Source organism: Desulfurivibrio nitratireducens (assembly GCF_044068515.1).
Taxonomy (GTDB): Bacteria; Desulfobacterota; Desulfobulbia; order Desulfobulbales; family Desulfurivibrionaceae; genus Desulfurivibrio.
The window spans coordinates 18,470-31,551 of record NZ_JBIPKI010000028.1; the positions used below are offsets into that span (position 1 = coordinate 18,470).

At 51.8% G+C, this 13,082-nt stretch carries 12 protein-coding genes and 1 pseudogene; 12 read left to right on the forward strand and 1 reads right to left on the reverse strand.

The window, feature by feature from the left end:
* Nucleotides 1–14: 14 nt before the first annotated feature.
* Nucleotides 15–1,316, reverse strand: coding sequence for a group II intron reverse transcriptase/maturase (gene ltrA / locus ACHHTY_RS08125; RefSeq protein WP_462346278.1), 1,302 nt, complete (start codon nucleotides 1,314–1,316; stop codon nucleotides 15–17).
* A gap of 1,423 nt (nucleotides 1,317–2,739) precedes the next feature.
* Here ltrA and ACHHTY_RS08130 point away from each other — a divergent pair.
* From ACHHTY_RS08130 to ACHHTY_RS08185, 12 genes and pseudogenes are all read left to right on the forward strand, one after another.
* A complete protein-coding gene (locus tag ACHHTY_RS08130; protein WP_395493607.1) occupies nucleotides 2,740–3,546 on the forward strand; it encodes an FRG domain-containing protein in 807 nt (268 codons plus the stop codon).
* A gap of 321 nt (nucleotides 3,547–3,867) precedes the next feature.
* Nucleotides 3,868–4,224 carry a helix-turn-helix domain-containing protein gene (locus ACHHTY_RS08135; RefSeq protein ID WP_395493608.1) on the forward strand — a complete coding sequence of 119 codons (357 nt, stop codon included), beginning with the start codon at nucleotides 3,868–3,870 and terminating at the stop codon, nucleotides 4,222–4,224.
* A gap of 4 nt (nucleotides 4,225–4,228) precedes the next feature.
* Entirely contained in the window at nucleotides 4,229–4,999 is a 771-nt protein-coding gene (locus tag ACHHTY_RS08140) for a ChaN family lipoprotein (RefSeq protein WP_395493609.1), read from the forward strand.
* Nucleotides 5,000–5,021: 22 nt separating this feature from the next.
* Nucleotides 5,022–5,546 carry a putative molybdenum carrier protein gene (locus ACHHTY_RS08145; protein ID WP_395493610.1) on the forward strand — a complete coding sequence of 175 codons (525 nt, stop codon included), beginning with the start codon at nucleotides 5,022–5,024 and terminating at the stop codon, nucleotides 5,544–5,546.
* Nucleotides 5,543–6,112, forward strand: a complete 570-nt coding sequence (locus ACHHTY_RS08150) for a thermonuclease family protein (RefSeq protein ID WP_395493611.1) — start codon at nucleotides 5,543–5,545, stop codon at nucleotides 6,110–6,112. The genes ACHHTY_RS08145 and ACHHTY_RS08150 overlap by 4 nt, the downstream gene beginning before the upstream one ends.
* Before the next feature lie 130 nt (nucleotides 6,113–6,242).
* Nucleotides 6,243–7,085, forward strand: coding sequence for an EcoRV family type II restriction endonuclease (locus tag ACHHTY_RS08155; RefSeq protein WP_395493612.1), 843 nt, complete (start codon nucleotides 6,243–6,245; stop codon nucleotides 7,083–7,085).
* Nucleotides 7,086–7,997, forward strand: coding sequence for a DNA adenine methylase (locus tag ACHHTY_RS08160; RefSeq protein WP_395493613.1), 912 nt, complete (start codon nucleotides 7,086–7,088; stop codon nucleotides 7,995–7,997).
* An 84-nt stretch (nucleotides 7,998–8,081) separates the two neighbouring features.
* The gene (locus ACHHTY_RS08165) at nucleotides 8,082–8,561 is read left to right on the forward strand and encodes a hypothetical protein (RefSeq protein WP_395493614.1); all 480 of its coding nucleotides are present in this window, start codon (nucleotides 8,082–8,084) and stop codon (nucleotides 8,559–8,561) included.
* Between the two features lie 421 nt (nucleotides 8,562–8,982).
* A pseudogene (locus ACHHTY_RS08170) lies at nucleotides 8,983–10,035 on the forward strand (transposase).
* Nucleotides 9,951–10,655: an energy transducer TonB gene (locus ACHHTY_RS08175; protein ID WP_395493615.1), complete on the forward strand. Its 705-nt coding sequence runs from the start codon at nucleotides 9,951–9,953 to the stop codon at nucleotides 10,653–10,655. Before ACHHTY_RS08170 ends, ACHHTY_RS08175 begins: the two are co-directional and overlap by 85 nt.
* 140 nt (nucleotides 10,656–10,795) lie before the next feature.
* Entirely contained in the window at nucleotides 10,796–11,338 is a 543-nt protein-coding gene (locus tag ACHHTY_RS08180) for a hypothetical protein (RefSeq protein ID WP_395493616.1), read from the forward strand.
* Nucleotides 11,339–11,969: 631 nt separating this feature from the next.
* Entirely contained in the window at nucleotides 11,970–12,824 is an 855-nt protein-coding gene (locus tag ACHHTY_RS08185) for a TIGR02391 family protein (RefSeq protein WP_395493617.1), read from the forward strand.
* Nucleotides 12,825–13,082 lie beyond the last annotated feature (258 nt).

Sequence of the window (13,082 nt, forward strand, 5' to 3'; positions counted from 1 at the left end):
GCGGTTCCCATGAGCTACCGCGCCGTAGCGGGGTAATGGATGTTCACCCACAGTTCTTTGACAGACAACAACCCCTGATCTTTCAGCCATTGGTTGGTCATCCCCGATTGGGTGGCCAGGGTCTTGGCCAGCCGGTATGGCCCCTTGCGGCTCAGGCCGATGGAAATAGCCAGCCGCAGATTGGTGCCAAGCCTGGTCAGTTCGCGGACTTTGGTGCGGCAGCGCCGCCACCGTTTCAGGTGGCACATCCGCACCCGCCTTCGCAGCCAGTGGTCTATCTCCGGCACCGGACGATAATATTCCGAGATGCCGAAGTAACCCATCCAGCCCCGCAGGTATTCCGCGAGCTTGGCCAGCCGGTAGGCCATCGAGACCCCCCAGCTCCGTCCGGTCAGCTTCTTGACCCGCCGTTTGAACTCGGCAAAGGCCTTGTCCGACCAGCGGACTTTGGCGCCCTTGAAGATGAACCCGAGAAAAATGCTCTCGTTGGTCGGGGCCACCTTGCTCTTCTCCTGGTTGACCGCGAGCTTGAGTTTGCGCTCCAGGAACCGGGTGATGCCGGTCATTACCCGTTCCCCGGCCCGGCGACTCTTCACCAGAATGATGAAGTCATCGGCGTACCGGGCGAAGCGGTGACCGCGCTTCTCCAGTTCCTTATCAAGGTCGTCGAGCAGGATGTTACTGAGCAAGGGTGAGAGCGGACCACCCTGGGGCACCCCTTTTCGGGTGTCCCGGCGGCGACCGTCGATCATTACCCCGGCCCGCAGGTATTTACCGATCAGCCGGAGAACCCGCTGATCGCGGATCTTCCGGGCGACCCGGTTCATCAGAACGTCGTGGTCCACGGTGTCGAAGAATTTCGACAAGTCGGCATCCACGGCCACTCGGTATCCCTGGCGGATAAAGTCGCGTACCCGATGGATGGCGTTGTGGGCCGAACGTCCCGGACGGAAGCCGAAACTGGCCTCCGAGAAATCCGGATCGAAGATCGGCAGCAGTACCTGCGCTACGGCTTGTTGGATCAGGCGATCAAGCACGGTGGGAATCCCCAGGGGGCGAGTGCCCCCGGTTGCTTTGGGAATCTCCACCCGTTTGACCGGCAAGGGTTGGTAGGTGCCTGCCAAGAGTGAAGCCCGGATCTTTTCCCAGTGTTCGCGGGCAAAGGCCATGAAGTCGGCGATGGGCATGTTGTCCATGCCCGGCGCTCCTTTGTTGGCTTTCACCCGCTCCCATGCCTTGAGCATGTTGGGTCGGGAAAGAATCCGTTCCAGCAGGTTTGCATCGGGATCAGGATTATCGGCAACACGCCGGCCCACCGCTCCCCCGGTCGGGTTCGTTGCGGCGGCCGAGCTTGCCGGGCCTTTTCCCTTCTCTGGGTTCGGCCCTTCGTTCCGCAAAGCGGAACTACTATGGCCTCTGCTGACTCCTGCCTGATCATCCGGCATGTTGCCATGCAGGACGCTGTCCAGCGTGAGCTGAACCGCCCGTCGGGCAGGTCTCCCCGGATAAGAACGTGATCTGTCGCTACACAACCGCGGCATTTACCCTATCTCCTGAACCCTGGGCTTCGTCATGTTGTGCTGACTTACCCGGAAACTGGGCCTTGTATGCCATTTCTGTTCGTCGGCTCATAGCTTTGCGCTCCGGCTTCCTTCGGACGGTCCCTCGCGGTTCCGCCCTTGCCTTTGGCTAGTATTTATGTTTCTGTTATCACAACAGTAACAGGGTTCACATACAGGGGACTTGCACCCCATAAGATCACGCCCATGCCGGGCGTACACAAGGAGCTTGCAGTCGGACGCGAAAAAAGCCGCGCGCCGCTGAAGCGCAGCGTTATACCCTATGAAAACACCATTCAGACAGCAGGTCTCGGATTACGACTGTGTGCCTACGACCTTTCTGAACGGCCTGAGCAGGCTTTTTCAAAGAAGCGAAATACCTCCGCTGGTCGTTCAGCGCATCTACCTATATTGTCTAGATTCACTATCGTCACATCAGAACATCGGCCACGGAACTTCAGGCCTTGCCATCCAACTGCTGGGCAATTGGCTTGGCAGCTACCGACATAAGAAGTTTCGCGTCAGCGCGGAGTTTTGTTCTGGAAGGGCTGTTCACTTTAGGCAGGGAAACAAGATATCGCGCTGTCTTAATCAGGAAGGGTCTGCCCTGCTCCGAGTTACTCATCAGGGGGGCTACTGGCATTACATTCTCGGGCTTGCTGTCAGGGAGGGGTGGGTGTATTGCTACGACCCATATCCAAGAACATCAAAAGCAAATAAGCAAGGTCAATACGAATTCCTGACGGAAAATGATTTGCACAGTCCGAACCTCCGCATCAATTGCGAGTGGTTAGATGTTTACTCCAACAAAGGACAGTACCGGCTTGGTTCCGAGAGTGAGCGCGAGTGTCTGTTGCTCGAACGAGAACGGGTATAACGGATAAGGTTAGATCACGCGAAACCGTGATCTGATCCGTTGAGCCTGTAGAAAAAGTCAAATCATTGTATTTTCGACTGTATTTTTATGTATCGAGCCTGTATAATGACTGAAATATCCCACCGGTGAGACCGGTTAACCAAAGAACATACGTCATGATTGGCGCCAACCGTTGGGGGATGCTGGAGTAGGTCGGAGAGAGCAAGCCGGGACCGCCGAGCCGGTCGTCAAAAAAACGACCGCCGGCTAGTCGGTAATTTTTTGAAAACGGGTTTTTATGCAGACTCGTTATCTGGAGAAGAGATGATTTGGCATCGAGATCAACTGAGTAGCTGGACCGGATTTGTTGAACTTGTCGAGCGGCTGAATCTCAATGAGCAGGGAGACGCAGGTTGGTACATTCGCGGCCAGAGCAACGAGTCGTGGACACTGCAGCCGTCCCTGCTGCGCCAGCTTGGTGAGGTCACAGTCGAGCGTGCTTTAGGAATTGAGTTCGGCGCTACCCGCAGATTCACTTCGCAGTATCACTTGCACTTGCCTGCTGATGGCGTTGACAAATCTCAGTGGGGCTCAATCGGATGGTGGATGGTCATGCAGCACTATTCGTGTCCAACGCGATTGCTCGACTGGACTCTGTCGCCGTATGTTGCTCTCTACTTCGCAGTCGAGCAGTCACCGGAAAGTGACGGTGCCGTGTGGTTCTTCCCTTCCTCGGCCCTTGAAACCGTCACAGTAAATCGCTACGGGAAGCTACGGCTTGGCTCCGAGGAACAGTTTGAGTCGCATGTTGTTGCAGCCGTCTACCCCATAGAAGCAACACAGCACAGTAGGCGTTCGGCATCACAACAGGCTGTCTTCACGATTTGCACGCATTTGCTGGCAGATCATGGTGACGTCATCTCAGAAGCGTTTGCTGGGCAGGAGGATCGGTACCCACTGAACAAAGTCATCATACCGGCCGGCCTGAAGGACGAGTTCCTCTCAAGGCTGAGGACTATGAACATCACGCCCAATTCCCTGTTTCCAAGTCTGGACGGTCTAGGCCGAGCGGCGCGCGACTACATCCGCTTGCGAACCTGGCGCACCCATAACGAGGGCATGGCCAGATAATCGGGTAAGGGGGAGGTTCTCCATCCCCCTCCCCACACCACCCTGCATGCGTTGCGACATGAAGTCGCTGATTATATTGCTGGTCCTGGAACCAGCCTACTGTATCGTCAGTAGTTTCCTGCCTCGTCATGCATTGCTGGTAACGGCTTTGTGCGAAGACCGAGCGACAATGAAGCCCTCGGTCATTTCGACTGGGAGAGAAAATCGCAAGATGAACTCAACTCTGGAAGCATCGATCTGGAAGGGAGCTAGGAATTGCAAGTATCGGATAAGTTCCCGATGTTGTCTTGTGCGGATTGCTGACAGTCTTGCGGAGGGGTTATGGCTGAAGAACTACCGGTTTACAGGGTGAAACTGGACCCACTCAAGATGGGAGACCCCACTGTAGAAAAAACCTCTGTCCTTCCATCACGTATTTTTCTGGACCCGCAGTTGAAGCCGGCCGCGACCCGTGTGCTCGGATTGCTCGCGTCGGTGGCGGAATGGAACGGACACCGCTATGTTCGGGTGGGTTGGCTGGCCAACCACTTGGGGATAACAGAGCGTTCAGTACGCCGTCACCTGAGCAATCTCAAGGCAGCCGGTTACATCACATCTGAACCCCTTTACGACGACACTGGCCGCCAAGGTATCAATCGCTATCGTATCATCTTGGACGATCAAGAAGGGAAGGACTAAAGCTATGTGTAGTTGGATTCGGCAGCTTACCACCATCTTCATGTTCCTCTTTTTCCTGCCCGTAATGGCATACTCCGGGGGGCTCTTCCCGGAGACACACCATATCCTGATCGAAAACATCCGTGCCCATGATGTTACCATCTTGGGTGAACGCCACCGCCAGCCGGAATCGACGGAACTGCTTGTTGAATTGGCTGACACCCTGTCGGCTGATGGTCACTGCCTGGCTGTTGGCCTGGAGTTCGACACCGACCAGAACCCCACACTGGATGCTTTCCTGGCCGGAAAGGAATCTGTTGAAGCCATTGCGGTTCCTCAAATCATCGACCACCCGGGTTTCCGGGATATGCTGGTCGAGCTTCGGAAACTGGTGCGAGCCGGCCACTGCCTTGGAGTCCAGGGGGTGGACCTGCCGCGAAGATTGTGGAGTGGTGAAAAAAACCGGGATGAATGGATGGCGGATCAACTGGCCACTATGATGGGAGACCGCCCTGTTCTGGCTCTACTGGGCAACGCCCATGGTATTCGGGCCGTTCGCTGGGAATCTGGCCTTAACCGCCCCCATGCTGCGGAGCTGCTCATCCTGAAGGGCTCGGATGTATTCTCCGTCATGCAAGACTGGCCGGGTCAGGTGACCGGCACCCGGCCCGTTGGGCGCTGGTATCCGGATGATCACCAGGCGGCCCATAAGGTGTTTGCCAATTTGTTGCGAGTTAAGTCCGTCGTGGTGCCGGAGGATCTCTCGGTGATAGGGGACGGAGTTGTTGTCTGGTAATGAATGGAGGGAACGCCTGTGGGTGAAGAAAAAGACGTGGTTATTGTGGACATCTAATAAGATGGATCAAGGAAGGGCAATGCTGAGCAAGATTGTTTCCGGTGGCCAGACCGGGGCCGACCAGGCTGGGCTGGACGTTGCCATAAAACACGGCATCCCCCATGGTGGCTGGATACCCAAGGGACGAATGACCGAGGCTGGCCCGTTGCCGGAAAAATACCAGCTCCAGGAGATGACCACCAAAAGCTACCCGAAGCGGACGGAGCGGAACATCTTGGACGCAGACGGCACCCTGATTGTCTCCCACGGGCGACTGACGGGCGGCTCGAAGCTGACGGTTGATCTTGCCACCAAGCACAACAAGCCGTTCCTGCATCTGGATTTCAAGGCCAACTCCATGACCTATTGCATCAGAATGCTTACCTCCTGGCTGGCAGACAACGGGATTAGGGTCTTGAACGTGGCCGGGTCCAGGGCAAGCAAAGACCCGGAGATTTACGGGGCCACGGTTATACTGCTGGAATCGGTTTTAGGAAAAATCAAATGATCGTCGCCAGAACTGCCAGGGTCATTGTCTTTTTGCTGGTCTCTTGGTTGGCCCTGGTCGCTGCCGCACAGGCTGGCACATGGCATGCACGGGTGACAAACATATCCGATGGCGACACCATCACTGTCATTCCCCCTGCCGGCAAGCAGGAACGGATAAGGTTCTACGGGATCGACGCCCCGGAATCAGGCCAGCCTTTCGGCAGGGCCTCAACGGATCACGTCAAGAAGGTCATCGGAGATACCGGGTTTCAGGTAGAAATAACAGAGATAGACCGGGACCGTTATGGTAGGATCGTCTGCATGGTTGTCGTCAATGGCCTGAACCTCAACCGTGATCTGGTCAGAGTTGGGCTTGCCTGGGTCTATCCGCAGTATTGCAAACGGCCGGAGTGTCAGGAGTGGCGGGGACTGGAACAGGAAGCAAGGTCTGGCAAGCTGGGACTGTGGTGTGAACCTGGGGTCGTGCCGCCTTGGGAGTGGAGGCGGGGGCAGCGCGAAAACCAAGCAACAAGGCCATCCAAGGATGGTGATTGTCTGGCTGGATGGCGGCGGTCAAGGGAGTAGTAGAAAGATAATGTGGCCAGCATAGCCCGCTGTTTTTGAGGAGATGCATAACTGAATAAATACTTGTTGCGTCATCCATCGTTGAAGAAACTTGCTAGGAAAACCGAATTTTCAAACAGGGGTTGTATTCGTGGATAAAAAAACAGAATTTAAGGCTGCATTACAAGATTTTGTCACGACTTTACAGGAATATATTAGTAGCGAAGATGGGCAGTGGACGATCAAGGGGTTTGTCGACATATACAAAAATATTTATACCATTTCGTCAGATACGAAAATAGTATCAAAAATACTTGAAATACATATTTTTCCAAAGCTGCTAGAGCTTTCCGAAAAACATGGTTACAAGATTGTACTTGCTGACCATCAGAACTATTACCCTGATATATCTTTTGTAGACAACGAAGACGATTTATTACGTTTTGCCGTTGATTTCAAGACAACCTACCGCTTGCCGGGTAGGCCGCACCTATGCAATGGATTTACGCTTGGGTCACATGGGAAATATTTCGAAGATAGAACCAGCACTAAAAACATCCAATTTCCTTATGGGTCCTACTCCGGGCATTACTGCCTGGGGATAATTTATGACCGAGTTGACGCCCGGGATATAGATGAGACAAGAATCTTCAATCTAGACTCTCTTACTTCTATTACTTCCGTTGTAGGAAACTTCCAATTCTTTGTCGCTGAGAAGTGGTCTATCGCAAGCGACAAAAGCGGAAGCGGTAATACCGCAAATATCGGAAGCATCAATAATATTGAGGACATAACTCAAGGAAAGGGTATGTTTTCAAAGCTGGGAGAAGAGTGGTTCGATGACTACTGGATGAATTACAAAAAAATCACTATACCCGATGGAAAGGGGGGAACGAAGAAGATCACGAATCTCAAAGATTTTGTGAAATATCGAAAAGGCGATGCCTCTCTGATCGTCCCCAAACACAATGGCGTACCAAAGAAAGGCAACTGAATGAAAGTTAACGTACCACCTATAAAGTCACAGGGAATAAAAACCAAACTAGTCCCCTGGATTGCAAGCATAACTCCTGATGAATTTGACGGGCGCTGGATAGAGCCATTCATGGGTACTGGTGTTGTTGCATTCAACGTGGCCCCAAGGCATGCACTCCTCTGTGATGCCAACCCGCACTTGGTTGATTTCTACCAATCAATTTCCGAGGGTCACATTACGGCAGAAGTAGTAAGAGACTTCCTGAATAGAGAGGGCGCGATTCTGCTTGAAAAAGGAGAATCTCATTATTATGAAGTTCGTGATAGATTCAACAGTCATCATGCTCCTTTAGATTTTTTATTCTTAAACCGAGCAGGCTTCAATGGAATGATTAGATTTAACAGAAAGGGAGGATTCAATATCCCTTTTTGCCGAAAACCTCAGAGATTCGCTCAGTCTTACGTCACGAAAATTGTCAATCAAATTGACCATGTTTCGAAATTGATTAAAGCAAAAGATTTTGAGTTTAAGTGTCAGGATTTCGAGAAAACAATCAGTGAAGCCCGACAAGAAGATATTATTTATTGCGACCCCCCATACATCGATAGGCATGTAGACTACTACAACGGCTGGGATAGTGAAAACGAAACCCGTTTATTCCAGTTGCTTTCCGAAGTGGAAAGCAAGTTTATCCTTTCAACCTGGCATCATAATGACTTTAGAAAAAATGAATATATTGATTCACTATGGAGTAGATTCTACGTGTTAACGCGCGAGCATTTCTATCACGTCGGCGGCAGTGAAAACAACCGAAACCCAATGATGGAAGCAATCATCACCAACTATGCCACTAATTTTTACGAAGTGGAAAACGAGCAGCATGCGAAACAGTTGATGCTGCTTGAGGCCAAAGGAGTATGCATCGCGTAACAATGTGCCGAACATGGACAAATTTTCCGTTGCGCCCCAAATTTGTCAGTGAGCCCGGCATTGGGACTCAAGGGAACGTCGAAAATGACCAAATATGAATTTATCAGTGTGATTCTCGCATGCATTGCTGTCATCGTGAGCCTTGTGGTCTGGTTTGGGCAACGAAAAATACAAAGGGAGTCGAACGATCTTCAGAGAGCGACATCAGAGCTTGCAAAGAAACAGCTTGAGATTCTGCTGCGAGAAGAACAGGGAAAGGATACTGCCCGACTGTCGCTCGGTCTATTTCGAGACGGAAAAACCTACCGCTTTCGTATAACTAACATCAGCGAAGTTGACGCAATGGATGTTGAGATGGATCTGTTGGTTGAGAAGCCGGCAGATAGCCCGATTATTGCTTCTGAGTATGCCGAAAAATTTCCAGCCAAGAAGATTCCGCCCCATAGTTCCATTACACTGATTGCGGCACTTCACTTCGGTACTCCTACAGCCTATAACGCTCTCCTGAAATGGACGAACCCCGATGGGTCGAAGGTTCAAGAGGAAACATATGTGGCGCTGTAGACCCATCCGGGTAAGAGTGAGGTTCCACAACCCCACCCCCACACCACCTAGCATGCGGGTCCGCACTAGGCGGTTCCCATGAGCCAACCCGAAAAAGCGTGAGTAACACCTATCCCTGCGTTCGAGATGAAATGTGAAAAATGGAGCGCAAGCATCGCACTTCCCGTTGCCCCTGCTTATACGAGGGCAACGGGGCCGTTTCCCCCGGTTTAAGATCTCCTCATTGTTATCTCAGTTGAAAGGGATAACGTAAAATATTTTTCGCTTTTTTAGTAAACGGCAGTACCCCCAGAGGTTAGAATTGCGTTGGCGAACGTAAATTCCAAACCAAAGGAGGCCTGCCGTGAGAGAAGATCATACACCAGAACGCGAAAAAATCATCCAGCTGAATGAAAAAGTGATCCGGAACCACCTGGGCGAGATGGTGCGCAACACCGTAGAGGAGACCTTGAACGGGATGCTGGACGCGGAAGCCGACCGGTTGTGCAATGCGGAGAAATATCAGCGCCACGAAGCCCGCACCGATACCCGGGCCGGCCACTACCAGCGGCAACTGCACACCAAGGCCGGCCAAGTGACCCTGAAGGTGCCCAAGCTGCGCCGTCAGACTTTTGAAACGGCGATCATCGAGCGTTATCGTCGGCGTGAGGCCTCGGTGGAAGAGGCTTTGATCGAGATGTACCTGGCCGGGGTGTCGGTTCGCCGGGTTGAGGACATTACCGAGGTACTGTGGGGCACCAAGGTCATCCCCGGAACCATCAGCAATCTCAACCAGAAGGTTTACAAGCACATCGAGGCCTGGCGGAACCGGGAGATCAAGGAGGAGTTTCCTTACGTTTACCTTGACGGGATCGTGCTTAAACGGTGCTGGGCTGGTGAGGTCTAAAGTGGTCGGGGTTAGTGAGACAACCTGAAAGAGCGCGGGCTAACGGGTGTCCGCCTGTTTGTCACCGATGCCTGCCTGGGTCTAGTGGAATCCCTGGCGGAGTTTTATCCGGCGGCCAAGTGGCAGCGCTGTATGGTTCATTTTTATCTCAACATTTCCAGCGTGGTGCCGGCGAAAAGGATGGCGGAAGTGGCGGCCATGCTCAAGGCGATCCACGCCTCTGAAGACCAGGAAGCGGCCGCGGAAAAAGCCAAGGCGGTGATCGCCAAGCTGGAGGCCATGAAGCTGAAAGAAGCAGCCAAGAAGGTAAGGGACTCCATCGTGGAAACCTTCTCCTTCTATGATTTCCCCCGTGAGCACGGCTTACGTATCCGCACCAACAACTCCTTGGAACGGATCATGAGGGAAATCCGCCGCCGAACCCGGGTGGTCGGCGCCTTCCCCGACGGCCACTCGGCCCTGATGCTGTGCGCGGCCCGCCTGCGCCACATCGCCGGGAGCAAATGGGGACTGAAACGATATTTGAACATGGGCCTGCTCAAAGAGCAAGAGATGGAGCAGCAAATGACAATGGCTGGCGCGATCTGACCCTGAAGGGGGCTGCCGGAGGAAAAAGCGAAAAATTCTTTACACTACCTACGGAGGTCAGAATGTCAGAACAAGGGGTAAAAACAATGCTGGTCACCAAGTGTTTTCTCGCGTGTTTGGTGCTTCTGTTTTTAGTAGCAGGGACAGTTGTTCACGCTGAAGAGGCGATTTCCGCTCTCCAACGCGACTCATCGCCGATCATTATTTTAAGTCAAACGGATGTGAGACCGTTTTTTTCTCCATCCAGCCATGATTTAGATAAATTGGATCAGCTAAGACAACTAAGAAATAACAGCCAGTTAGTACCCAGGAAGGCGGACATGTTTCAAGATGCCACCCGTGAATATCTTATTCAAATCCACCAGCACATTAATTCCTATTGGTTATTGACTGATCAGCACACTTTGGACAAAAACCTTATGGCGGTTATCGTAATTACCATAACCCGTGACGGTACCATTCGTGATTTTGAGTTTGAAAAGCGGCCTGCAAATGTTCAATTCAGTCACTTGGTTCTGGAAACCGTTCTAAATGCCATGCCCTTGCCACCCTTTTCTGCCGCCATGCAGCAAGGCGAGCTGAACATTGGCTTGAGGTTCCGGCCTGGAAAAGTTTTTTAGCATGACTATCGTCTTTTATTGGCAAAATGTTGCTAATAAAAATGGTCGCCGGTCAACTGGCATTTTTTGAAAACGGATTTTTCTACAGATTCGTCAGTGAATCACGGCCGAAGAAGAAATTGATGTCGAGATTTTGGTAAATGTCGGAAGCGCTACAGAGACAAAGAAGAAACGTGACAGCATTGAGCTCGTTGTTGATTTTGTTCAACTTCGCGGATGTCTCAATTGCCAAGGTAAGTTTGCTAGGCACGGAGTTGCTGGTGGGTGATCCGGCCAAGCTGGCTGCCTTTGTTTGGCTGATTTGGGTCTACTTTCTGCTTCGTTACTACCAGTACTGGCGAGAGGAGCCTGATAAGGGGCTGTCGAAGGCTTTTCGCGACCGATTTGACAGGTGTGCAAAGGACTATACGGGTAAGGATTTTGTTCAAGACATGCACGGATCTCCACGGTATTACAAGTTAAGCCGCGAAGGCTGGTTTAATTGGCGCTACTCAGTTGAAAATGTTCACCCAGTTGAGGGTAATGCCCTAGTGGGTGAAAATATTCCTATTTCAATTATTAGAGTTTGTGCTTGGGCTATCTTTTCGGCTATCCATGTTTGCATCAACACGCCGCGTGTAACAGAGCATGTTCTTCCCTTTCCCCTTGCTATCTTGGCCCTTGCCTCCACGCTCTTGGTGTAGTCATCACAGTGAACCCGTAAGAGGTACTTCGAGCCTAACACGCACTCCGGGGTGTTTGCTTAGCTGTCCGACAGGAATAAACTAAGGGCCGTCACCATTCTCGGCCGCGCAAATAACAACAGCTGTTTTGGTTGTTGGAGCCACAAGATCGCGGGCCAACTGACCAATCTCTAACGATTTCGTGAATCCGACAAGTCCTTCACTCCCTTCGGACGCTCCGGCCTTGAGGCTTACGCTGGCGTTGCCCCGCATTCGCAGGGCAACCGAACAGAGACCAGTGCGGGCAACAAGAAAGAGATTTGCCAGAGCTTGGAAAGCTTTACCCTGCGTGGCCGCAGGAAGGTGAACACCCAGTGGAACCCTTCTGCATTGTCCACCACATGCAGAAGGTGGCTCGTTATGGGCCTGGTTTTGCCTGATATTCGAGGTGAATGAGCCACGGTATTCCCCATTGCGGTCCTTTGTGGTAAGAGAAAACGGACGGACCGACACTAACTGTTGACTGACGCATGAGAAGGTTGGAGATATCAGACCGTGACCACCGGGCTTGTCGTCAAAAAAACGGCGTCCGGCCAATCGGTAATTTTACATTATCCTTAGGTAAATATGGATCACGGAGGTGCATCAAGCAATGGCGCTAGCCGGAATCGAATACCACGGGAAAGAGGGAATTACCCAAAGTTGTTTGGCGGCAATCGTTCGACTATATCAATCCAAGGCATCATTCGAGCGTGTCCGGCTTTTATCAGCGGATGAACGACATGGGTTCCTTGTGTATATTGAGTTTGATCGCATCGTCGGGATCAAAAGCGGATTCGCCAGTGGATACCCAGGCGAAGGACCCCGAGGACTGGCTACAGCACTTCGCTTTTTTGACAAGCTGGATATTCCGATTACAGAATACGCAGTTCCCTCTTCTTTGCTCGAGCGTCTTGATGTCTCAGCCTTAACATTGGCCGACTTAAAGAAAATTGATCAGTCTCGACCTGTTCTAGGCAACCGTTGGCGAGATTATATGTACCCATTTTATCTCGATGACAATGCACGGGATATTGAGTTTCAAAAGCAGTTTGAATACGAAGTGCCTATGAGGCTAATCGATATTCGTATCCTAGATCTAGCAATAAGCCTACCAAATAGCCCTGATGCGGCACTTTTTTCAGGCTATCGTCGCCTTGAAGACACATTTAGAAAGCGTTGTGGATTTGAAGGCGAGCATGGGGCGCGGCTATTTGCAAAAGCATTTCAAGGTAAAGAGGCTGCCTTGCATTGGCCGGGCCTAGACCAAGGAGAGAATGAAGGAAGAGCTTGTTTATTTACAAGCGTTTATCGTGCCTTTAGAAATTCAAGAGCTCACAAGGAGCAAGAACACACGACCGACCATTATCTGAGGGAGTTCTTACTTTTGAATGAATTGTTCCGGCTCGAATCTACTGCGGAAGGCAAGCCAGTTATAAATGAGAGTGGAACGACAAAACTTGACTAACATGTAGTGACGTTCTGCTGCGGCGCTTCGCCGTAGGCTTCCCCGTAAAGTAGGCAGTTGCATAATAGAGTTACCGGCTTTATTTGCTTAACATCCCGCCGATTTCAGATTTCCTCTGGCATCATACGAGTTCAAGGAGGCAAAACATGTGCGGCCGCTTCGCTAACGCGATCCCTCCCCAGATTTTGATGGATTATTTTGCGTTGCCCGAGGTGCCGCCGGTCCCCCAGCATTGGAATATTGCGCCTACCCAATTAG

Coding starts and splice junctions, on each gene's coding strand:
- ACHHTY_RS08175 (WP_395493615.1), top strand. CDS start 9,951: ATGGGGACTGAAACGATATTTGAACATGGGCCTGCTCAAAGAGCAAGA.
- ACHHTY_RS08180 (WP_395493616.1), top strand. CDS start 10,796: ATGTCGGAAGCGCTACAGAGACAAAGAAGAAACGTGACAGCATTGAGC.
- ACHHTY_RS08160 (WP_395493613.1), top strand. CDS start 7,086: ATGAAAGTTAACGTACCACCTATAAAGTCACAGGGAATAAAAACCAAA.
- ACHHTY_RS08130 (WP_395493607.1), top strand. CDS start 2,740: ATGATTTGGCATCGAGATCAACTGAGTAGCTGGACCGGATTTGTTGAA.
- ACHHTY_RS08185 (WP_395493617.1), top strand. CDS start 11,970: ATGGCGCTAGCCGGAATCGAATACCACGGGAAAGAGGGAATTACCCAA.
- ACHHTY_RS08140 (WP_395493609.1), top strand. CDS start 4,229: ATGTGTAGTTGGATTCGGCAGCTTACCACCATCTTCATGTTCCTCTTT.
- ACHHTY_RS08150 (WP_395493611.1), top strand. CDS start 5,543: ATGATCGTCGCCAGAACTGCCAGGGTCATTGTCTTTTTGCTGGTCTCT.
- ACHHTY_RS08135 (WP_395493608.1), top strand. CDS start 3,868: ATGGCTGAAGAACTACCGGTTTACAGGGTGAAACTGGACCCACTCAAG.
- ACHHTY_RS08165 (WP_395493614.1), top strand. CDS start 8,082: ATGACCAAATATGAATTTATCAGTGTGATTCTCGCATGCATTGCTGTC.